General features: G+C 74.1%; 14 protein-coding genes, 3 tRNA genes and 1 pseudogene. 10 read left to right on the forward strand and 8 right to left on the reverse strand.

Annotation, left to right across the window (positions count from 1 at the left end; genetic code table 11):
• Positions 1-18 precede the first annotated feature (18 nt).
• The 8 genes and pseudogenes from pelF (at position 19) to ACIOGZ_RS36200 (ending at position 7,949) form a co-directional block, all read left to right on the forward strand.
• On the forward strand, positions 19-1,533 hold the full coding sequence (gene pelF, locus ACIOGZ_RS36165) for a GT4 family glycosyltransferase PelF (protein ID WP_350876425.1): 1,515 nt from the start codon (positions 19-21) through the stop codon (positions 1,531-1,533).
• Entirely contained in the window at positions 1,530-1,685 is a 156-nt protein-coding gene (locus ACIOGZ_RS36170) for a hypothetical protein (protein WP_400989060.1), read from the forward strand. Before pelF ends, ACIOGZ_RS36170 begins: the two co-directional genes overlap by 4 nt.
• The gene (locus tag ACIOGZ_RS36175) at positions 1,682-3,199 is read left to right on the forward strand and encodes a hypothetical protein (RefSeq protein WP_363579762.1); all 1,518 of its coding nucleotides are present in this window, start codon (positions 1,682-1,684) and stop codon (positions 3,197-3,199) included. The genes ACIOGZ_RS36170 and ACIOGZ_RS36175 overlap by 4 nt, the downstream gene beginning before the upstream one ends.
• A 183-nt stretch (positions 3,200-3,382) precedes the next feature.
• Positions 3,383-4,375, forward strand: coding sequence for an SDR family NAD(P)-dependent oxidoreductase (locus ACIOGZ_RS36180; protein ID WP_363579763.1), 993 nt, complete (start codon positions 3,383-3,385; stop codon positions 4,373-4,375).
• A 74-nt stretch (positions 4,376-4,449) separates the two neighbouring features.
• A pseudogene (locus tag ACIOGZ_RS36185) lies at positions 4,450-5,151 on the forward strand (NDP-sugar synthase); the annotation flags it as partial.
• Between the two features lie 125 nt (positions 5,152-5,276).
• Positions 5,277-6,194 carry an NAD(P)-dependent oxidoreductase gene (locus ACIOGZ_RS36190; protein WP_363627844.1) on the forward strand — a complete coding sequence of 306 codons (918 nt, stop codon included), beginning with the start codon at positions 5,277-5,279 and terminating at the stop codon, positions 6,192-6,194.
• Entirely contained in the window at positions 6,191-6,886 is a 696-nt protein-coding gene (locus ACIOGZ_RS36195; protein WP_363579765.1) for a spherulation-specific family 4 protein, read from the forward strand. The genes ACIOGZ_RS36190 and ACIOGZ_RS36195 overlap by 4 nt, the downstream gene beginning before the upstream one ends.
• A gap of 22 nt (positions 6,887-6,908) precedes the next feature.
• Positions 6,909-7,949, forward strand: coding sequence for an endo alpha-1,4 polygalactosaminidase (locus ACIOGZ_RS36200; protein ID WP_363579766.1), 1,041 nt, complete (start codon positions 6,909-6,911; stop codon positions 7,947-7,949).
• 75 nt (positions 7,950-8,024) lie between these two features.
• On the opposite strand, the gene ACIOGZ_RS36205 is transcribed toward ACIOGZ_RS36200, so the two are convergent.
• Positions 8,025-8,234 carry a hypothetical protein gene (locus tag ACIOGZ_RS36205; RefSeq protein ID WP_350876437.1) on the reverse strand — a complete coding sequence of 70 codons (210 nt, stop codon included), beginning with the start codon at positions 8,232-8,234 and terminating at the stop codon, positions 8,025-8,027.
• A 154-nt stretch (positions 8,235-8,388) separates the two neighbouring features.
• On the opposite strand from ACIOGZ_RS36205, the gene ACIOGZ_RS36210 reads away from it, so the two are divergent.
• Complete coding sequence (locus ACIOGZ_RS36210) at positions 8,389-9,354, forward strand: aldo/keto reductase (RefSeq protein WP_363579767.1); 966 nt, start codon at positions 8,389-8,391, stop codon at positions 9,352-9,354.
• A 530-nt stretch (positions 9,355-9,884) separates the two neighbouring features.
• On the opposite strand, the gene ACIOGZ_RS36215 is transcribed toward ACIOGZ_RS36210, so the two are convergent.
• From ACIOGZ_RS36215 to ACIOGZ_RS36240, 6 genes are all read right to left on the reverse strand, one after another.
• The gene (locus ACIOGZ_RS36215) at positions 9,885-10,907 is read right to left on the reverse strand and encodes a C40 family peptidase (protein WP_363627846.1); all 1,023 of its coding nucleotides are present in this window, start codon (positions 10,905-10,907) and stop codon (positions 9,885-9,887) included.
• Positions 10,904-12,190, reverse strand: a complete 1,287-nt coding sequence (locus ACIOGZ_RS36220; RefSeq protein WP_363627847.1) for an SPFH domain-containing protein — start codon at positions 12,188-12,190, stop codon at positions 10,904-10,906. The genes ACIOGZ_RS36215 and ACIOGZ_RS36220 overlap by 4 nt, the downstream gene beginning before the upstream one ends.
• A gap of 194 nt (positions 12,191-12,384) precedes the next feature.
• Positions 12,385-15,480, reverse strand: a complete 3,096-nt coding sequence (locus ACIOGZ_RS36225; RefSeq protein WP_400989061.1) for an Ig-like domain-containing protein — start codon at positions 15,478-15,480, stop codon at positions 12,385-12,387.
• 277 nt (positions 15,481-15,757) lie between these two features.
• Positions 15,758-15,833, reverse strand: a tRNA-Arg gene (locus ACIOGZ_RS36230).
• Positions 15,834-15,864: 31 nt separating this feature from the next.
• A tRNA-Arg gene (locus ACIOGZ_RS36235) sits at positions 15,865-15,940 on the reverse strand.
• A 236-nt stretch (positions 15,941-16,176) separates the two neighbouring features.
• Positions 16,177-16,267 (reverse strand) — tRNA-Ser (locus ACIOGZ_RS36240).
• A gap of 178 nt (positions 16,268-16,445) precedes the next feature.
• Between ACIOGZ_RS36240 and ACIOGZ_RS36245 the strand changes: the two genes are divergently transcribed.
• Positions 16,446-19,922: a PAS domain-containing protein gene (locus ACIOGZ_RS36245; RefSeq protein ID WP_400989063.1), complete on the forward strand. Its 3,477-nt coding sequence runs from the start codon at positions 16,446-16,448 to the stop codon at positions 19,920-19,922.
• Between the two features lie 106 nt (positions 19,923-20,028).
• Here ACIOGZ_RS36245 and ACIOGZ_RS36250 read toward each other — a convergent pair whose 3' ends face one another.
• A complete protein-coding gene (locus tag ACIOGZ_RS36250) occupies positions 20,029-21,690 on the reverse strand; it encodes a long-chain fatty acid--CoA ligase (protein ID WP_400989064.1) in 1,662 nt (553 codons plus the stop codon).
• Between the last annotated feature and the right edge of the window lie 101 nt (positions 21,691-21,791).

The following is a 21,791-nucleotide window of genomic DNA, read 5'->3' on the forward strand; positions in this document are numbered from 1 at the left end:
CAGGAGGGGGGACAGGAGATGCGCGTCACCCTGCTCACCGAGGGGACGTATCCGCACCAGCACGGCGGTGTGAGTGTCTGGTGCGACCAGCTCGTTCAAGGCATGCCGGACGTCGACTTCGACGTCATCGCCGTCACTGGTACCGGCCAGGAACCGCTGGCCTGGGAACTGCCCGCCAACGTGCGGTCGGTCACGACCGCACCGCTGTGGGGCCCGGCCTCCGAGGCCGGACCGCCCCGCGGCAAGGAGATGCGGCGCTTCCTCAACGCGTACGAGCGCTTCCTCCACTCCATCCTCGATCCGGTCTACACCACCCACTTCGGCACCGAGCTGTACGGCTTCGCCGACCTCGCCCGGCGCGGGCTGCTCAGCCCGGCGCTGCGCAGCGAGCGCGCCCTGCGCACCCTCCAGCACGTCTGGACCCGTGACTACCTGCCCACCGCCGTCTCCCGGCCCACCATGCACGACGCCCTGAACGCCACCGACCTGCTGGAGCACGCCCTGCGGCCGCTCTCGGTCGAACCGCCCACCGGCGGCGTCGCGCACGCCGCCAGCGGCGGGCTGGCCACCCTGCCGGGGCTGATCGCCGCCCAGCAGTACGGCGTACCGTTTCTGCTCACCGAGCACGGCATCTACCTGCGCGAGCGCTACCTCGGCTACCGCACCGGCCCGTACCGCTGGCCGGTCAAGGCGCTGCTGCTCGGCTTCTACCGGATGCTGGCCGAGGAGAGCTACCGGCAGGCCGCGCTGGTCACCCCCGGCAACCGGTACAACCGGCGCTGGGAGGAGCGCGGCGGCACGCCGTCCGCCCACATCCGCACCGTCTACAACGGCGTGGACCCGGCGGCCTTCCCGCCCGCCGGTCCCGAACCCGAGACGCCGACCCTCAGCTGGGCCGGCCGGGTCGACCCGATCAAGGACCTGGAGACGCTGATCCGGGCCTTCGCCATCGTCCACCGTGAGATCCCCGAGGCGCGGCTGCGGCTCTTCGGCGGAACCCCCAAGGGCGGCGAGGCCTACCGGGACGGCTGCATAGCCCTGGCCGCCGAACTCGGCATCGCCGACTCGGTGGCCTTCGAGGGCCGCGTCGCCGACATCACCGACGCGTACGCGGCGGGCAACGTGGTCATGCTCTCCAGCATCAGCGAGGGCTTCCCGTTCACCCTGATCGAGGCGATGTCCTGCGGCCGCGCGACCGTCTCGACCGACGTCGGCGGCGTCCGCGAAGCCGTCGGCGACACCGGACTCGTCGTCCCTCCCCGCGAACCCGAACCGATGGCGGCCGCCGCGATCGAGCTGCTGCGCGACGCCGAACGGCGCGCCCGCCTGGGCGAACAGGCCCGGCTGCGGGTCATCGAACAGTTCACGCTCCGCCAGAACATCGACGGCTTCCGGGGCATCTACACCGAACTCCTCGGCACCGCCCGCTGGATGCCGGACGGCGTGGTGGCCGTCACCGACCAGACCCCCACCACCGACTGGGACCAGCAGCTCGCCGCCGCCCAGCCCCAGCACAGCGAGGTGGGCGCGTGAACGAGCGGAGCGAGAGAACCAGCGACAGGCGCGTGTACCGCGAAGCGGCCGCCGAGCGCAGCGGGGGGCGCGTGAACGAGCGGAGCGAGAGAACCATCGAGAGGTGCGTGTACCGCGAAGCGGCCGCCGAGCGCAGCGAGGTGGCAGCATGAGTGGCCCCCTGCGGCTCGTGGAGGACGAGGGCGGCTCCGAGCGGACGATGCAGCTGCGCACCCTGCCGCTCAAGCGTCGCCGCCCCGCCCTGCCGGCCCAGCCCGAGCCCGAGGAGCAGCTCGACCTCTCCGCGGACCCGCTGGACGAGCTCGCCGAGCGGCTGCACGACATCTGCGCCGATGCCGTCCACCCGTACGAGATCGCCGCGTTCCTGGAGTCCGACGGCCTTTCCGACGAGCAGGCCGCCCTGCTGTACGGCCGCCCCGACTCGTTCACCCTCGCCGAGGAGCTGTTCGAGAAGGTCGAGCGCCGCTATCCCGGCCCGAGCTCCGAGTTCGCCAACCCGTGGCGGGCCGACCCCTGGCGCTGCGTCGTGCGCGGCCTGGTGTTCGCCCTGCCCGGGCTCGGCTACCTGCTCGGCGCCAACCTGTTCGCGGCCACCCGGATGCGGTTCGGCCTGCCCTCCGGCATGCTCGCGCTGTCCGTCGCGACGCTGGTCAGCTGGGGCTTCAACCAGGCGCTGGCACACCGCTCGTACCGCTGGCTCGGCCGGCTGCGGCGCCGCGAGGCCGCGATCTGCCTGGCCCTCGGGGCGCCGCTGGGCGCACTGGTCGCGTCCACCGCGGCGTACGTGGTCGGCGGGCCGCTGGGCGCGCTCTTCTTCGCCGCCGGGCAGTCGCTGTACCTGGGCGCGGCCACCGTCCTGCTGGTGCTGGGGCGGGAGAAGTTCCTGCTGCTGGCCCTGGTTCCGGCCTCGGTGGGCGCGGGCGTGGTGCTGGCCGCGGACGTCCCGCAGGTCGTGCGGACGGTCGTGCTGCTCGTCTCGCTGGTGCTGGCGGTCGGCCTGGCCGCCCGGGAGCTGCTGTTCTGCATCCGCGGCGGCGAGAAGGAGTCCGTCGAGCTGAAGCTGCCGATCCGCCAGGAGGTCCCGCACCTGCTGTTCGGCCTGGCCTGCGGCACCCTCACGCTGATCGCCGGCCTCGGCGAGACCATCCACCAGGCCGTGCAGACCGGCGCCGCGCACGGCGCGAAGGCCACCCCGACCGGACCGGCCATGATCGCGCTGACGCTCAGTCTCGGCCTCGCCGAGTGGCTGCTCTTCCGCTACCGGGCGATGGCCGTGGCCGCGCTGCGCACCAGTCACACCAGCGGACAGTTCACCCGCCGCACCGGCGGGATCCTGCTCGGCTGCCTGTTCATCTACCTCACCACCGTGGCCGCGCTGGACGCCGCCACGACCGTGCTGTGGCCCGGCGCCCCCGCGCTCGGCGTGCCGCAGCTCGGCGCGATGCTGCTCCTCGGCGGCTCGCTCTGGCTGGCGCTGCTGCTGAACGCCTTCGGGTTCAGCTGGAGCACCGCCCTCATCTGTCTGGCCGCCGCGGGTGCCGAGAGCGCCGGGCTGCTGACCGGTGCGGATCCGATCGTCCTGCAGCTGATCGGCTGCGGGGCGGCCGCCTTGCTCCTCACCGCCATCGCCGGGCCTGCGCTCGGCCGCACCACCCAGCACCGCTGAACACCGAAATCACGCACGCCCAATTCGCGTGCACCGCTGGACCCGCTCCACCTGAACACGCTCCACAACGCGCTTCACCGCAACACGCTTCACCCGCACACGCTTCACGGCACAGCTGAACCACCACCGGCCGGTCGCCACCGGGAGTCCGGCCGTTCCCAAAATCGAGAGAGCGAATCACGCATGAGCAGCGTCGCGGTCACCGGAGCCGAGGGCTTCATCGGCTCCCACCTCGTCGAGTCCTTGGTTGCCGACGGGCACCAGGTCCGGGCCATGGTCCAGTACAACTCCTTCTCGTCCTTCGGCTGGCTGGAGACCCTGCCCAAGGAGGTGCTGGACTCGGTCGAGATCGTCCTCGGCGACGTCCGGGACCCGGGCTCGGTCAACGGCCTGGTCAAGGGCACCGAGGCGGTCTACCACCTGGCCGCCCTGATAGCGATCCCGTACTCCTACCGGGCCCCGCACTCGTACGTCGACACCAACGTCACCGGCACCCTGAACGTGCTGGAGGCGGTGCGCCACCAGGAGATCCCGCGCCTGGTGCACACCTCCACCAGCGAGACGTACGGCACCGCGCAGACCGTGCCGATCACCGAGGACCACCCGATCAACACCCAGTCCCCGTACGCCGCCTCCAAGGCCGGCGGGGACCGGCTGGCCGACAGCTACCACGCCAGCTTCGAGACCCCGGTCGTCACCCTGCGCCCGTTCAACACCTTCGGCCCGCGTCAGTCGATGCGCGCCGTCATCCCGACCGTGATCGCCCAGGTCGCCGCCGGCGAGACCGAGATCACCCTCGGCGACCTGCGCCCGACCCGCGACTTCACGTTCGTCAAGGACACCGCGCACGCGTTCCGCACGGTCGGCACCGCTCCCGCCGAGACCGTGGTCGGCAGGACCTTCAACGCCGGCACCGGCGGCGAGATCTCGGTCGGCGACCTCGTCTCCCTGGTCGGCAAGCTGATGGGCGTCGACCTCCTGGTGAAGGAGGACGAGCAGCGCATCCGCCCGGCCAACTCCGAGGTCATGCGCCTGGTCGCGGACGCCACCCGGCTGCGCGAGGCCACCGGCTGGGCCCCCCAGTTCACCCTGGAGCAGGGCCTGGAGCAGACCATCGAGTTCTTCCGCGACCCGGCCAACCTGGCCCGCTACAAGACCGACATCTACAACGTCTGACCGCCGTAGCGATCAATGCCCGTCCTGGTAACCAAGGTTCGTGTCCTGCACATCCTTTCCGTGGGGGAAACACCATGCATGCAGTGATCCTGGCCGGCGGTAAGGGCGTCCGCCTCCGCCCGTACACCACCGCGCTTCCCAAGCCGCTCGTCCCGATCGGCGACCAGCACGCGATCCTGGAGATCGTGATGCGCCAGCTCGCCGCCGCGGGCTTCAAGACCGTCACCCTGGCCATCGGCCACCTCGGCCACATCATCCGCGCGTACGTCGGCAACGGCTCCCAGTGGGGGCTGCGGGTCGGCTACGCCGTCGAGGACAGCCCGCTCGGCACCATGGGCCCGCTGCTCACCATGCAGGACCGCCTGCCGGAGCACTTCCTGGTGATGAACGGCGACATCCTCACCGACCTGGACTTCGCCGGGGTGCTCAAGCACCACGAGGCGTCCGGGGCGCCGCTCACCATCGCCACCTACGCCCGTCAGGTGAAGATCGACTTCGGTGTGCTGACCGCCGAGTCCGGCAGCATCACCGGCTTCCAGGAGAAGCCGAGCATCGACTACCGCGTCTCGATGGGCGTGTACGGCGTGTCCCGTTCGGCACTCGCCAAGTACACCCCCGGCCTGCCGCTGGGCTTCGACGAGCTGGTGCTGGACCTGCTCGCCGCCAAGACCCCGCCCGCCGCGTACGACTTCGGCGGCTACTGGCTGGACATCGGCCGCCCGGACGACTACGACCGGGCGAACGCCGAGTTCTCGTCCATCCGACCGGTGCTGATGCCCTTCGAGTCGGCCGCCGCCGGCCAGGGCGTGGCGGAGCTGCCGATCCCGGCCGCCCGCACCGCCCCGGACGACACGGCCGAGGCTCCCGCCACCGCGGGCGCCCAGAGCGACGGACGGGCCGCGTGAGAATCCTGCTCCTCGGCGGCGACGGCTTCCTCGGCCGTCACGCCACCGCCGTCCTGCGGTCACTGCCCGGTGCCACCGTGCTGACCGCGGGCCGGCGGCCCGCCCACGACCTCCGGCTGGACCTGGCCACCGCCCAGGCCGGCCCGCTCGGCGAGGAACTCGCCGCGCTGGCACCCGACGTGGTGGTCAACTTCGCCGGCGCGGTGGCCGGCAGCGCGGTCAAGCTCGCCGAGGTGAACGCGCGCGGCCCGGCCGTGCTCTGCGAGGCGCTGCAGCTCGGCGCCCCGAAGACCCGGCTGGTGCACATCGGTTCGGCCGGCGAGTACGGCGTCTGTCCGGCGGGCAGCTCGCTGTCCGAGGACTCCGACGCCCGCCCGGTCGGCGTGTACGGCGCGACCAAGCTGGCCGGCTCCCTCGCGGTGGCCGGCTCGGCGCTGGACGCCGTGGTCCTGCGGGTGTTCAACCCGGTCGGCCCGGGGGCACCGGTGGGCTCGCTGCCCGGCCGGCTGGCCGCCGAGCTGCTCCGGGTGGCGCCCGAGGGCGCCGACGGCGTGATCACGGTCGGCGACCTCTCCGCCTACCGCGACTTCGTCGACGCCCGGGACATCGCCCGCGCGGTCGGCCTGGCCGCCGCCGCGGACCGTCCGCTCCCCCGGGTGCTCAACCTCGCCTCCGGGCAGGCCCGGCAGGTCCGGGCGATCGCGGACGGGCTGGCCGCCGCGGCCGGCTTCACCGGCCGGATCGACGAGAGCGGGGCGGGCTCCGAGCGCTCGGCCGCGGTCTCCTGGCAGCAGGCCGACGTGTCGGCCGCCGCCCGGGAGCTCGACTGGCACCCGGAGACGGACCTCGCCGACACCCTGCGCGACCTGTGGCTCAGCACCGCCCAGCCCGCCTCCCCACCGGTCGTCGCATGACCGGCGGGATCATCCCCGACGGCCGCCTGCTGGTGCCGCTGTACGTCCACCCCGCGGTGGACCCGGCGGCCTGGCAGGCGGTCGCCGCCGCCGACCCGGGCCGGATCGCCGCCGTCGTGCTCAACCTCGCCGACGGGCCCGGCGAGAACCCGGACAACGTCTTCGCCGAGGCCGCCGACCGACTCCGCGCGGCCGGAGTGCCATTGGTCGGCTACACCGACACCGACTACGGCCGCCGACCGCACGCGGCGGTGGTCGCCGACATCCTGACCTACCGTCAACGCCACGACATCACCGGCGTCTACCTCGACCAGGTGGCCACCCACCCGGGCGCCCTCGCGCACTACCGGCGGCTGGCCACGGCCGCGCGCGCGGCCGGCTGCGGCACCGTGGTCTTCGGCCACGGCGAGCACCCCGACCCGGGGTACGCCGAAGTCGGCCTGGCCGACCTGCTGGTCACCTTCGAGGGCGACTGGGACACGTACCGCGCGATGACGCTCCCGCTGTGGACCGGCCGCCACGCGGCCTCCCGCTTCTGCCACCTGGTGTACGACGTCCCCGCCGAACACGCCGAGGACGCCACCGCGCTGATCGCCGCCCGCCGGGCCGGCGTCGGCTGCGCCGTACCGGGCGCCGGGGAGAACCCCTGGCGCACCCTGCCCTACGGCCTGACCGCTGCTGAACTGACCTGACCCGATCCGGAGTTCGACTACCGTGAACCGCCGTACCCGGCTCCTGCCGGCCGCCATCACCATCGCCGCCGCCCTGCTGGCGACCTCGTGCAGCAGCTCAGGCTCGGACGACGACGGCTCCTCGGCCGACGGCTCCCCGAGCAGCCCGCCCGCGGCCACCGCCCCGACCACCCCGGACGGCAGCGCAACCCCGGGCACCCCGTCGGACGCCGGCACCACACCCCCGGCCCCCGGCACGCCCAGCGCCCCCGGCTCGCCCACCGCGCCCGCCGCCACCACGCCCCCGGGCGCCACCACCGCCCCGGGCACCCCCGGGACCCCAGGCGGAACTCCCGGCGGCACCACCGCCCCGCAGCCCGCCGGCGCCCGCTGGCAGCCCACCCCGGGCCTCGCCTGGCAGTGGCAGCTCGGCGGCACCGTCGACCAGTCCGTGGACGTCCCGGTCTACGACATCGACGGCTTCGAGAACGACGCCTCGGTGGTGGCCGCGCTGCACGCCAAGGGCCGCAAGGTGATCTGCTACATCAACGCCGGCTCCTGGGAGAACTTCCGCCCCGACTCCGCGGCCTTCGCCAAGTCCTTGCAGGGCTCCGACACCGGCTGGAAGGGCGAGAAGTGGTTCGACATCCGCAAGCTCGACCAGCTCAAGCCGCTGATGGCGGCCCGCTTCGACATGTGCAAGAGCAAGGGCTTCGACGCCATCGAGCCGGACACCATCGAGGCCTACAACCAGAACAGCGGTTTCCCGCTCACTCCTGACGACCAGATCAAGTACAACCGCATGCTGGCCCAGCTCGCCCACGAACGCGGCCTGGCCATCGGTCTGAAGAACGACCTCGACCAGATCCCGGCGCTGCTGCCGGACTTCGACTTCGCGGTCAACGAGGAGTGCTCGCAGTTCGACGAGTGCGACCGGGTCGCGCCGTTCGTCAAGGCAGGCAAGGCGGTCTTCCACGTCGAGTACAAGCTCGGCACGGACCAGTTCTGCGCCAAGGCCAAGTCGCTCGGCTTCAGTTCGATGCAGAAGAAGCTCGACCTGGACGCCTGGCGCAAGCCCTGCTGAGCACCGGCGCACCGGTTCTCGACGCACCGGTTTCCGTCGCGCGGGTGACCCTCGTCCGGGTCACCCGCGCGAGGATCACTTGACCGCCAGCCAGATGACGCCGCCCAACACGGCCAGCACGATGACGGCGACCAGCGCGATCACGCCGGTGCGGCCACCACCACCGCTGTTGCTGCGGCCGTAGGTGGAGACGGTGCCCGGCGCCTGCGGGGCCGCCGGGGTCTCGTCGACGAACGCCCGGAACATCTGGGTGCTGCCGGCGGGGTCGTAGTCGTTGTCAGCCATGGCACGGACTCTAACGAATCCGCCCACCTCACGGACACCCCGGACCCCTCCTGCGCGACCCCCACCACCCGGTCGCGCAACGGCGGTACGACATCCTCGTGAAGTCCGCCCGACACGCGGAATGCCGCCCAGTGCGATCCGGTTGAATCCGACCATGACCGGAAACCACAGCGACGCCCCGGGCCGGGTCCGCCTCGGCGCCTCCGACCTGTCCGTCTTCCCGCTCTCCCTCGGCGGCAACGTCTTCGGCTGGACGGCCGACGAGCAGCAGTCCTTCGCCGTCCTGGACGCCTACGCCGCGGCCGGCGGCAACTTCGTCGACACCGCCGACGTCTACTCGGCCTGGGCCCCGGGCAACACCGGCGGCGAGTCCGAGACCGTCCTCGGCAACTGGCTGCGCAGCCGCGGCAACCGCGACGACGTCGTGATCGCCACCAAGGTCGGCATGCATCCCGAGGCCGGCGGTCTGGGCGCGGCCAACATCAAGGCCGCGGCTGAGGGTTCGCTGCGCCGCCTGGGCGTCGAGCGGATCGACCTGTACTACACCCACCGGGACGACGACACCCCGGTCGAGGAGTTCGTCACCGCACTGGACGAGCTGGTCCGCGAGGGCAAGGTCGCCGCGGTCGGCGCCTCCAACATCGGCGCCGAGCGGCTGTCCGAGGCGCTGGCCTTCGCCGACCGCGAGGGCCTGGCCAAGTACGTCGCCGTCCAGCCGCACTACAACCTGGTCTCGCGCGGCACCTTCGAGGGCCCGCTGGCCGACGTGGTCGCCGAGCACGGCCTCGCCACCGTCCCGTACTACGCGCTCGCCTCCGGGTTCCTCACCGGCAAGTACCGCCCCGGCGGCCCCGGCGTCGACAGCGCCCGCTCCGAGGGCGCCGCCCGCTACCTGGACGACCCGCGCGGCCCGAAGGTGCTGGCAGCCCTGGACACCGTCGCCGGGGAGCACGGCGTCGCCCTCGCCACGGTCGCCCTCTCCTGGCTGGCCGGGCGGCCGACGGTCGCCGCCCCCATCGCCAGCGCCCGCACCGTCGAGCAGCTCCCGCCCCTGCTGGCAGCCACCACGCTCCGACTCACCCCCGAACAGACCGCCCTCCTCGACGCCGCCTCCGCCTGACCCCGCCCCACCCGCAGGCTGCGAACCCGCCCCCACCCGGGCCCGTTCGCAGCCTGCGCCCGTTCCCGGCGAACCCCGCCCGGTTGGGAACGCCGTCCGCAGTGATCAGACTTGGTCCACGAACGACCTGACGCGGAGCGGGACTTCAACGCCGAATCCACCACGGCGGCGGCATCGCCGGGAATCCCGCCCGGGACGGGCTCTTCGACGACGAGGACCGGAAGAAGTACGCGCGCCCGGCCCTCGATTCCGCAGACAATCCGGGCCCGGGCGGTAACACCCGCAGGATGACCGTCGGCCCCGCCGATCTGAGGGCCCGCGCCGGCACCGTCGACGAAATCCGGGCGATTTTCCGGGCGGTCGGCGAATCGGCCCGGAAAAGGACGGCCAACGCGCTTGGCGCACCGGCCCATTGGCAGATCGGGCCCGAACTGCGCACCCGATGTATCCGCGGGGACGACCAGGTGGCCACGGTCACGCTTCGGGCCCCCGACAGCGGCGTGCCGTCGGGGGCCCAGTGCGCCCCGGCGCTACGGCCGCCCGAAGTGGGTCGGGTAGTAGCCCGAGTTGAGAGTGGAGACCCGAACCGTCTTGCCGGGCCGGGGCGCCTCGACGAACTTGCCACCGCCCAGGTAGATCCCCACGTGGTGGATCCCGGAGGCCCGGCCGCTGTCCGACCAGAACACCAGGTCGCCGCGGCGCAGCTGCCCCGCGCTGATCGGCGTGGTGGCCGCGTACTGGTCGTCGGCCACCCGCGGCAGGCTGATCCCGCTGCGCCGGTAGGCCTGCTGGACGAGCCCCGAGCAGTCGTAGCCTGACGGGCCGTTGCCGCCCCAGACGTACGGCTTGCCCAGCTGGGCGAGCGCGTAGTCGATGGCCGCCTCCATGCTGCCGGAGGCCGGTGCCTGGTCCGCCGACGGCGTGGCCGCGGGCCGGGCGGGAGTGGGATCAGCGCCGCCGCCGGACTGGCCGGTGCGGCTCGCGTAGACGTCGTAGTGGCTGGTCCACCGCCACTCGCCGCTGCCGTTCTTGAACCAGTACTTCGACCCGTCCCAGCCCTGGCGCAGTCCGGAGGAGGAAGCGGAGGAGGCCGAACCGTTGGACACGGCGGCCGCCTTGCCACTGGCACCGCCCGAGCCGCCCGAGCCGCCGGACTGGCCGGTGCGGCCCGCGTAGACGTCGTAGTGGCTGGTCCACCGCCACTCGCCGCTGCCGTTCTTGAACCAGTACTTCGACCCGTCCCAGCCCTGCTTCCCGGCCGCGGCGTGCGCGGACCCGGCACCGGCCGTCAGGCCGACCACGCCGGCGCCCGCCAGCACGGTGGTTGCCAGGCAGGTACTTCGCACGGCGCGGTGTATTCGGCTGCCGCCGGTCCCCGCCGCGGGGCGGGCGGTGCGCGGCCGGGCCGCGCAGTTCGGGCAGCCGCACCCCGCGATCGCGGGGATGCTGCCGGTGCTCTCCTCGAAGCCGATCAGGCCCCGGTCGAGGGCGGCGTCGAAATCGGCGTCGAGGTCGAGGCCGGGATCGGCGTACGCGCCGGTGGCTATCCTCATGCGGGTCGTCCTTCCTTCCGCCCGGCCCGTGCGGCCGGGGGCGGTACCGAGGCGGCCACTCCGGCCGGGGCGACGAAGGCGACCAGCAACTGCTCCATCAGCGCACTGCGGGCGGCCTCGTCCAGTTCGTGGGCGGTGGCGCGCTCCAGCCGCCGGACGGCGAGCGCCGCCGCCTCGACCGCGTCGTCCACCAGCACCGTCCGCAGGCCCGCGTCCAGGTCGGCCAGCCGGCGGCGGCGCATCGACTCGGCGACCTCGGGCGCGTAGTCCAGCGCCAGCGGCTGCGCCGAGTAGACCTCCAGGCCCGCCGGGGCGACCTCAGCGGCCAGTGCTCTGGTCAGCTCGTCGGCGAACCACTGCCCGTCACGCAGCGCGGGCCCGGGCGCCGCGTTGCTGTCGCACGGCAGGATGGACGCGGTGCGGGTGAGTACCGCCTGGACCTGCTCGCGCAGGTAGCTCTCGTGGTCCTCGATCGCCAGCAGCGCCCGCGCGGTGTCCTTGACCCGCCAGACGATCAGCAGCCGGACGACGATCGGCGTGCCGGTCCGGTCGACCGCCTTGACCGGCTCGCTGCGCCAGTGCCGCAGTCGCACGTCCACCCGGCGCCGGCGCAGCAGCGGGTTGACCCAGACCAGGCCGGTGCGGCGGACGGTGCCCCGGTAGCGGCCCCAGCGGGTCAGCACCCGGGTCTCGCCGCCCGCGTTGGCCAGCAGCCCGGCAAGCGCGAACACCACGAGCAGGCCGACCGCGCTGACCGCGGCGACCGACTTGGCGTCCACCTCGGCCTGGCCGCTCGCCTGCGCGGCGGCGCTGCGCAGGTCGGGCAGCGCGTCCCAGTACGGGATGACGCCGTCGCGCAGCAGCATCAGCAGCACGCCGGCCACGCCGACCAGCACCACCAGCAGGGCGATCCAGCCGGGCAGGGCGGTGGCGCCGTGCTCGCGGACCGCCTGGTCGGCGCGCGGGGGGCGGCGGGAGGTGGCGGCCGCGGGGGCGCCGACCTGGATGGCTTCCGGGATCTCGGCGGTCTCCGGGGCGGCCGCCTCCAGCGGATCGCGCAGGTCGGCGGAGGCGCCGGAGGCCGGGCCGGGGACGACGACCAACGGAGTGGTCGCGGGGCCGCCGTCGACCGGGCCGAGCAGCTTGGCCGTCTTGGCGGCCGTGACGGTGGCTGTGGCGGTGGCCAGCGGGCTGGCGCCGGAGGCGGAACGTTCCGGCAAGGCCGGTGGGAGCGCCTTGGGCAGGTGGTCGGGTCGCTGCGAAGAATCGCGGGTGACGTCCATGCACGGATCCTCGGGGTCGGTGTGTCGCGCAACGGGCGGCCCGGATCTGACGGGCAGTGCCAAGATCAGGCTAAGTTCATACGTCATCAAATGCGACATTTGAGGTGAGGTGTGTCGACATTTGCTGACGAATCGTCCGAAGCCGACCTGACGCGCAGGCACATGAATGGATGGTCGGGATGGTTCAGCGCAGGTCAGCGCCGCCGGACACCGCCATCACGGGCGAACACCCGGCGGGTGATCAGCCCGATGGCGGCGAGCACCAGCAGGCCACCGGCGACCCCACCGCGCCAACCGCTCGCGGTGGACCGCGCGGCCGCCGCCTGCGAGGCCTCCGCGGCCGCCCCCACGGGCGACGCACTGGGCGGCGCCGGCAGCTGCCCGGCACTCTCCCCGGCGGACCCGAGCGGTTCGGCCGCCACCGGCGTCGATGACGGTGACAGTGACGGAGGCGATGACAGGGGCGGTGGCAGTGACGGTGACGGTGACGACGCCACGACGCCGACGGCCGCCCGGGACGGACTGGCGCCCAGGGACGGAACGGTACGGAGCGTCGGAGGGACGGAACCGGCGGAGGTGGTGGTGGGGGCGGTCGGGACGGTCGGGGTGACTGAAGCAGCGGACGGCCCGGCCGCTGCCGGAACGGCAATCGGCAGCACGCCCACCGGCACCGGTGCGAGCACGGACGCATCGGGCGCCGCCCCCACAACCGGGCTCGGCGACGAGGTGACCGGGATCGAAGGCGTGGACGGGAACGTGGACGCGGGCGTGGGCGACATCGCGGGACGGGACGGTACGGAGGAGGCCACCGGCGCGGAAGCACCGGCCGAGGGCAGCACCGGCACCGCCACGCTCGGACTCGGCCCGATCGGCACCGAAGCCGACGCCGACGGGCTCGGCACGGTTGCCACGGTCGACACCGAGGCCGCGGGGCTGGGCCGCACGGGAACCGACGCCCCCGAACTCGGCACCGCGGAAGTCGACGCCGACGCCGACGGGCTCGGCACGGTCGGCACGGTCGACACCGAGGCCGCGGGGCTGGGCCGCACGGGAACCGACGCCCCCGAACTCGGCACCGCGGAAGTCGACGCCGACGCCGACGGGCTCGGCGCCGCCGCGACGCGCACCGGCACCGCGTCCGCCGCCGCCCCGTTCCCCGCCAGGTCGGTCGCCGTGACGACCAGCCACTGCTGCCCGTCCGTCAGGTCCCGGTTGGCGGTGCAGGTCCAGCTGCCGTCGAGGGCCGCCGTCGCCCCGCACAGCACCGTCCGCTCGCCCGAGACCGAACCCAAGGCCGAACCCGAGGCCGAAGCCGGCCCCGAGGCCGCCGAGCCGCCCGCCCGCGCCGTGACCAGCACCTTCGAGCCCGGCTCGGCCCGCCCGGTGAACGTCGGCCGACTGACCCGCAGGGTCTCCCCGGCGGCCGGCGAGCCGAGCACCGGCTTGTCCGGCGGGACGGTGTCGACGACCAGCACGACCGCCTGCCCGGCCGTCCGGTTCCCGGCCGCGTCGACCGCGACGGGGGTGAGCAGGTGGCGCCCGTCCACCAGGTTCTCGACCGGCAGGCAGGACCACTGGCCGTCCGCCCGGACGGCGCTGCGGCACAGTTCGGCGGCCTGGTCGGTGACCGCGACGGTGCTGCCCGCCTCGCCGGTGCCGGTGAGCTGGATCCCCGGGTCGTTGGTGTACTCCGGGAGGGTGAGGACGGGCGCTGCGGGCGGCGCCGTCTTCACGGTGACCCGGACGGCCTCGCCGCGCAGCACCACACCACCGCTGGTGATCTCGACCGGGGTGAGGGAGTGCGGGCCCGCGGTGAGCGCTTCACCGGGCCGGCAGGACCAGCCGCCGCCGCGCTCGACCCGGGCCCGGCAGGCCGTGGCGTCACCGTCCCGGATCTCCACCGAGGCGCCGGCGACCGCTCCGTCGCCGTGGACCCGCGGACGGGCTTCGGCGAGGACGGCGCCGTCGACGGGTTCGGCGATCTCGGGCCGGGCGGCGCCGACGGTCAGTTTGATCCGCTGGTCGGTGACCTGCCCGGAGTCGGCGAAGCCGCCGGAGGGGACGAGTTGGCTGGCGTCGCGGGCGATCCGCAGCCGGGCCCAGGTGTCGCCGGAGCCGGCGCCGGTCGGGACGGTCCATTCCAGGGTCGCGGTGTCGGCGCCGGCCGGGATCTCGGTCTGCACCCGCTCGGCGGGGTCGAAGCGCCCGCTGTGGTCGAAGTCGATCCAGCCGGCCAGGGTCGCGGGCTGGTCGCCGACCGCCACCGGGACGGTGAGCCGGTAGTAGCGGCCGATCGCGGCCTCGGTGGGGAAGCCGATCGACGGGTCGGCGCCCTGGTACTCGCCGCGGCCGGGCTGGAGCTTGGGCGGCGGCGGGCTGGCGAAGACGCTGCGCCGGCCGGCTCCGTGGTCGAGCTGGACCAGCGGCTCGCCGGTCGGCCGGTCGGCCGTGCCCCGGTCGTCGGCGGACCGGGGGCGGGTGCGGTGCGCAGCGTTGGCGGCGTCCGCGCCGAGGAACAGGTCGGAGAGCACGTGCGAGGCGTTGCCGTAGTTCTGCGGGGCGGTGCCGAGGTCCTCGTCGACGGTGACGGTGTAGGCCTGGCGCAGGACGGGCGGGGCGGTGGTGCTGCCGGCCCGGGCGGTGGAGCGCTGCTCGATCCGGAAGACCGCGGTGCGCAGGGTGCCGACGAGTTCCAGGGTGCCCTCGGAGGCGGAGCCGGCCGCGCCGTCGGAGCTGCCGTCGGCTCCGACGGGCGCGAGGGCGTTGGCGTCGACCGTCCAGCCGGGCCAGTCGGTGCGGTTGACCAGGGTGGGGGCGGCGGGTGAGCCGCCGGTGAGGGTCAGCCGGGCCGCGGTGCTGGTGGTGCCCGACTTCCCGGTGGCGAGCGCGACCAATCCGCTGAGGTGCAGCCGGGGGTTGCGGACCGGTCGGGAGAAGGCGAGCCGGAGCGTTCCGACGGTGCGCCAGGATCCGTCCGTCTGCGGGCGGTTCTCGGTGACGCTGAAGGTCTGCGCGGGGTTCCCGGGGTGCATTCCGTCCGTGTACGGCCCGGCCGCACGCCCCCCGCCGGGGCGGTCGGCCAGTTCGCCGGCCGCGGCGGCCACCTCGGTACCCGGGGTGGCGGCGAATTCGAGCTGGACGGAGAGGCCGGAGGGCAGGACCGCCCGGTGCTCCCCCGACCAGGCGTCAGGGGACTGCTGGGCCACCGAGCGTGGGGCGTTCCAGCCGGTCAGCAGCCCGGCCACGAGGACGGTCAGGGCGACGGCCGTGCGGGGAAACTGTCGGCCCATCCGGCTCTCCTTCGCGGTCGGCTGCCGGGGTGCCGGGCAGCCTGGGCACAAGATCTGACAAAAAGGAATCACGATCCTGAGCCGGTCATACTGCGACACCTGGGCTTATAGCCGGGTCCCACCCGTTTGGCGGTCATCCGAGCGACAGGACGGGATATACCCGAAACAGATGCATTTCATCCATTAGGCCCGCAATCCAGAACGGACCAGGCACCCGGCGCCCTGTCCGGGCCCGGAAACGGGAGAAGCCCCCGGCCGGTGGCCGGGGGCTTCTCGCTGGTGCGCTCAGCAGGATTCGAACCTGCAACCTCTTGATCCGTAGTCAAGTGCTCTATCCGTTGAGCTATGAGCGCAAGGAACGGGCGAACCCGATCTTGCGGAGATTGGTGCGCTCAGCAGGATTCGAACCTGCAACCTCTTGATCCGTAGTCAAGTGCTCTATCCGTTGAGCTATGAGCGCTCGCCCTGATGAACGGTGCCAGCGGGGCGGTGCGGGGACAACATTACATGACCTGCGACGCGGGACGAAATCGATTGCTCCCTCCCTCCGGGCCGACCCCCTGGAGGCCGCTCGGGGCCCCCGACGGGCCCGGCCCGCGGGACAGGTCGGGGAGGCGGGTGGCGGGGTGGGCCCGGAACCTCCCCGGGGATGGGGAAAGCCCCGCCGACAAGATCGTCGACGGGGCTTTCCGGCTGCGGAGGCTGAGGGATTTGAACCCTCGATCAGGAATAACCCCGAAACCGCATTAGCAGTGCGGCGCCATAGACCGGACTAGGCGAAGCCTCCTCCACAGGGACCACGTCCGCGTGAGCGGACCCGTTCCGTGTGCCTGAGATGATGCCACAACCGTGGGGCTCGGCACCAACCACCGCCCACGTTACTAGGCGGGTCGACCCCGCCGCAAAGAAGAATGAGATACTGCCGTCTCCGGAGGAGCTGCCCTGAGCCGAGGAGACCTGTCGACGTGAGCAGCAGGCCGATCCGAGGCGCTGCTCGCCTCGCCGCCATACTCGACGCCCTGCCCGACGCGTTGTTGCTGGTGAACAGCAACGGCACCGTCGTGGACGCCAACAGCGCAGCCGTCCAGGCGCTCCAGACGCCCGGCACCTCGCTGGTCGGCATGGGCGTGCTGGACCTCCTGCCCGAGTTCGACCCCAGCCGGATCCCCGGCTCGATGCGCCCGGCCGCCCGCGACGGCGACGAACCCGACCGCCCGGTCCGGATGACCGCCCGGCGCACCGACGGCACCAGCTTCCCGGTCGAGGTCTCCGGCAACGACTTCCCCGACGACGGCACCGGCGAGGGCCGCGGCTACGGACTCACCTCGTACGACTCGTACCGCGAGCGCTCCCGCCCGTCCTCCGCGAGCGACCTGCTCCTGCTGCTGGTCCGCGACCTCTCCAGCCGGCTCGGCGTCGAGGCCGAGCTGCGCCGCCAGCACAAGCAGACCGAGATGATCCTGCGCGCCGCCGCCGAGGGCGTGCTCGGCGTCGACCTCGAAGGCCGCTGCGTGCTGGTCAACCCTGCCGCCGCGCACATCCTGGAGTACCGGGCGAGCGAGCTGGGCGGGCGCGAACTGCACCCGCTGATCCAGCACTCCCGGGCCGACGGCACACCGCTGGCGCTGGAGGAGTCCGCGCTGCTGGACACCCTGACCTCCGGACGCAAGCACCGGGTGCGCGGCACCGTGCTGTGGCGCAAGGACGGCCGCCCGGTCACCGTCGACCTCACCACCGCGCCGGTGCGGGACGGCGACCAACTGGTCGGCGCGGTGATGACCTTCACCGACCGCAGCCGCGAACTCGCCCTGGTCGCCCGCAACGAACACCTCACCGCCGTCCTGGAGAGCGAACTCGGCGGCGCGCTGACCGCGCTGAACCAGCGGCTGGACGCGCTCGCCGCCGACCCGGCCGGGCAGCTGTGGCCGGAGGCCAACTGGACGCTGCGTCGGCTCGCCGACGAGTGCCGCCGGTTCAGCCGGCTGATCGACGGCGTGCTCGCGCACCAGCGCTCCGAGGCCGGCGAGACCGGCGAGACCGCCCCGGCGGACGGCCCGGACGCGAAGGACGGCAAGGACGGCAAGGACCGCCGCAAGCCGACCGAGCGGCGGGTGCCGGTCGCCCTGGACAAGGTGGTCCGACGGGCCGTCGAGGCGGCCGGCGAGCTGGTCGGCCCGGGCCGGGTGCGGTTCTCGGTGCACGCCGCCGCCGTCGAGGTGATCGCCGACGAGCGCCGGCTCGCCCAGGCGCTGGCCCACCTGGTCGCCGACGTCAGCGGCATCGGCCTCGCCCTGGACGCCCCGACCGCCCCCTCCCCCGGCCTGGCCGCCCCCGGCGCGCCCGCCGCGCTGCCCTCCGGCGGCGAGCCGCCTACCGTCGTCCTGGCCGCCGCCCAGCGCGGCGAGGTCGCCCGGGTCGAGATCCGCGGGCCCGGCCTCGGCGGCAGCCCCGTCCACCTGCCGATAGCCCGCGCGGTGGTCGAGCGCCACGGTGGCGTGCTCCAGCCGCACGAGCTGCCCGGCAAGGCCGGCACCACGTACGTCGTCGAGCTGCCGTTGGACCCGGCCGCCGCGAAGGCCGCCGCCGAGCGCGCGGCCGCCGAGGGCCGCTCCGACCGGCCCAAGGAAGGCGACAGCGCCGTCCTGCCCAACCTGCCGGGCATCCCGCAGCTGCCCAGCAGCGACGAAGCCCCCGAGCCGGTCGCCGACGGCGGCGAGCAGCCCGACCGCGAGACCCCGGCCGCGGCCGCGGAGGCGGAGCAGCCCGCCGAGGAACCCGCCGCCGAGCGGCGCGGCCGCCGAGGCCGCCCCGCCGCCGAGGAACCGGCGCCGCCGACCCGGACCGCCCCCAGCGCCCCCGCCGACCAGTGGCCGAACGCCCCCGCCCGGATCGAACGGGCCGTCCCCGAACAGTGGAACGGCACCGGCAACGACCCCGCGTACGGCCGCCAGGGCCTGGCCGGTCCGGACGGCGCGCAGCGCGACCCCTGGGGCAAGGACGACGGCCGCTCCGGCCCCGCCTACGCCGTCCCCGTCGAGGGCGAGCGCCCGCAGCAGCACCGGACCGGCGGGCGCGAACCGCTCGCGCTCGGCCCCGGCACCGGTGCCGCCCCCGCCGACGGCACCCCGGCGGGCGGCACGCCCGCCGCGGAAGGCGCCCCGGCCGCCGACGGCGCCGAGGCCAAGCCCCGCCGGCGCCGCGCCCTGCCCTCCACCGAGGACTCCTCCGGTGGCTTCGCCCTCCCCGGCGCCACCGACACCCCGGTGTACCCCGGCCTGGAGCACGCCCTGCCGACCGGCCCGGCACCCGCGCAGCCCGAGCCCGCCGCCCCACCGACCGGCCGCCGTCGCCGGCTGGCCGTGCCGCCCGGCCCCGGCCAGGAGGCCCCGGCCGCGCCGTCCGACCAGGCCCCGCAGGAGGACCGGCCCGCGCCCGGCGGCCCCGCCGCGCTGCCGGCCGCCCGCCCGGCGCTGCCCGCCGCCGAGGACCCGTCCGGCCCGCGCCCGGTCGGCACCGGCCTCGCCGAACTCGCGCCGCCGCGCCCGCTCGGCGGTTCGCCGACCCCCGCCGCCGGGCCGCAGCCGCCCGTCCCGGCCGAGGCCAGGACCGCCCCGCGCCCGATGGCCGAACTGCCCGCCGCCGCCGGCGACCGGACCGAGGAGCAGCCGCCGGCCATGGCCGGCCCGAACGGCTCGACCGGCGAGGGCGGCAGCGCCCGTCGGCTGCTGGTCTGGCCCGAGCCCGATCCGGCCACCCGGCAGGCCCTCCAGGAACGCGGCTACCGCCCGGTGATCGTCCGCTCCCGCGAGGAGGTGGACGCCCAGGTCGCCGGCTTCCCCGCAGCGCTCTTCGTCGACCCGCTGACCAGCCCGATCACCCGCACCGCGCTGCAGTCGCTGCGCACCGCCGCGCTCAACAGCCGCGTCCCGGTGCTGGTCACCGCCGGTCTCGGCCAGGCCACCCGGGACGCCGCGTACGGCGCCGACCCGGCCGTGCTGCTGCGCGCCCTCGCGCCGCGCGACGGCGAGCACCACGCCCCGCGCGTCCTGCTGGTCGAGGGCGACCCGGACATCGCCGCCGCCATGATCAGCAGCCTGGAGCGGCGCGGCATGCACGTCGAGCACGCGGTGGACGAGAACGACGCCGTCGCCCGGGCCAGCAGCGTGCAGCCCAACCTGGTGGTGATGGACCTGCTCCAGATCCGCCGCCGCCGGGTCGGCCTGCTGGACTGGCTGCGCGCCAACGACCGGCTGCACCGCACCCCGCTGGTGGTCTACACCTCGGTGGACCTCGACCCGCGCGAACTGCCCCGGCTGCGCACCGGCGAGACCGTGCTGTTCCTCGCCGAGCGCTCGACCAGCGCCGACGTCCAGTCCCGGATCGTCGACCTGCTCGGGCGGATCGGCGCGATGGGCGAGGCGGGCGTCGCCGCGGCGGGCTGACCGCGCCCTGACGCCGAGGGCCCGGCGAGATCCGCACGGCACGCGCCGAGGGCCGGCCACCCCGCTGGAACGGGGGGTGGCCGGCCCTCGGCGGTCGGGCGGACGGCTACTCCTTGCCGAGCACCGTCACGTCCAGCTCGTCCGCCGCGTAGCTGGCGCGGATCACCTTCTTGTCGAACTTGCCGACCGAGGTCTTCGGCACCGACTCGACGATCGACCAGCGCTCCGGCAGCTGCCAGGAGGCGATCCGTCCGGCCAGGAAGGCCCGCAGCTCGCTCAGCCCGGCCGTGGCACCCGGGCGCAGCACGACCGTGGCCAGCGGGCGCTCGCCCCACTTCTCGTCCGGGACGGCGACCACGGCGGCCTCGGCCACCTCGGGGTGGGCCATCAAATGGTTCTCCAGTTCGACCGAGGAGATCCACTCGCCGCCGGACTTGATCACGTCCTTGGCCCGGTCGGTGAGGGTCAGGTAGCCGTCGGCGGTGATGGTGCCGACGTCGCCGGTGCGCAGCCAGCCGTCCTCGGAGAACTTGTCGTCCGGCCGGAGCGGGTCCTGCCCGGCACCGCCGTAGTAGGCCCCGGCGATCCACGGGCCGCGCACCTCCAGCTCGCCCGCCGCGACGCCGTCGTGCGGCATCCGCTCACCGGACGGGCCGACCAGCCGGGCCTCGACGGAGGCCGGGAAGATGCCCTGGGTGACCCGGTAGGGCCACTCCTCCTCCGGGGTGAGGCCGCCGGGCGGCTGGGCGAAGGAGCCGAGCGGCGAGGTCTCGGTCATGCCCCAGGCGTGCAGCACGCGGATGCCGTGGCGCTCCTCGAAGCCCTTCATCAGCGAGGGCGGGCAGGCGCTGCCGCCGATGACCACCATGCGCAGGCTGGAGGTGTCGTAGTCGCCCGCGTCGAGCTCGTCCAGCAGGCCGCTCCAGATGGTCGGGACGGCGGCGCCGACGGTGGGCCGGACGGCGGCGATCATCTCGGCCATCGGCTTGGGCTGGAGGAAACGATCCGGCATGAGCAGGTTGGCGCCGGACATGAAGGCGGCGTGCGGGATGCCCCAGGCGTTCACGTGGAACATCGGGACCACCGGCAGCGCGGTGTCACGCGGGGTGAAGGCGAAGTTGTCGCCGGTGTTGACCTGGAGGCAGTGCAGGTACACCGAGCGGTGGCTGTAGAGCACGCCCTTCGGGTCCCCGGTGGTGCCGGAGGTGTAGCAGAGCACGGCGGCCTCACGCTCGTCGAGGTCGCCGCGCCACGGGTAGGCGGTGGGCCGGCCCGCGATCAGCTCCTCGTAGTCGTGCACGGTGCCCGGGAAGCCGGCCAGCAGCGAGCGGTCGCCGGGGCCGTTCACCACGATGTGCCGGAGCGTCGGGGCGAGGTCCGGCAGGACGGCGGCGAGCAGCGGGAGCACGCTGCCGTCCACGATCACCGCGTGGTCGGCGGCGTGGTTGACGATGAACGAGAGCTGGTGGGCGGGCAGCCGCAGGTTGAGCGTGTGCAGCACGGACCCCATCGCGGGGACGGCGAGGTAGGCCTCCAGGTGGACCGAGTTATTCCACATCAGGGTCGCGACCCGGTCGTCCCCGGTCACCCCCAGTTCGTCGCGGAGCGCGTGGGCGAGCTGCGCGGCCCGCGCCCCCACCTCGGCGTACGTCCGCACGACCGGCCCGGTGCCGTCCCAGGTGGTGACGGTGGACCGGCCGTGGATGGTGGACCCGTGCTCAAGAATCCGGGCGACGGTGAGCGGGACGTCCTGCATCGTGCTGAACACGGGTCCTCCTTGACCTGGCGGCACTGGCGGCTGCGCCTGCGGCACCTACCGGGCGGTAATGCGCGCGGACGTGCCCGATTGTGCCGCCCCGCCCCGCCCGC

Origin of the sequence: Kitasatospora sp. NPDC088160 (genome assembly GCF_044741445.1) — a bacterium.
Taxonomy (GTDB): Bacteria; Actinomycetota; Actinomycetes; order Streptomycetales; family Streptomycetaceae; genus Kitasatospora.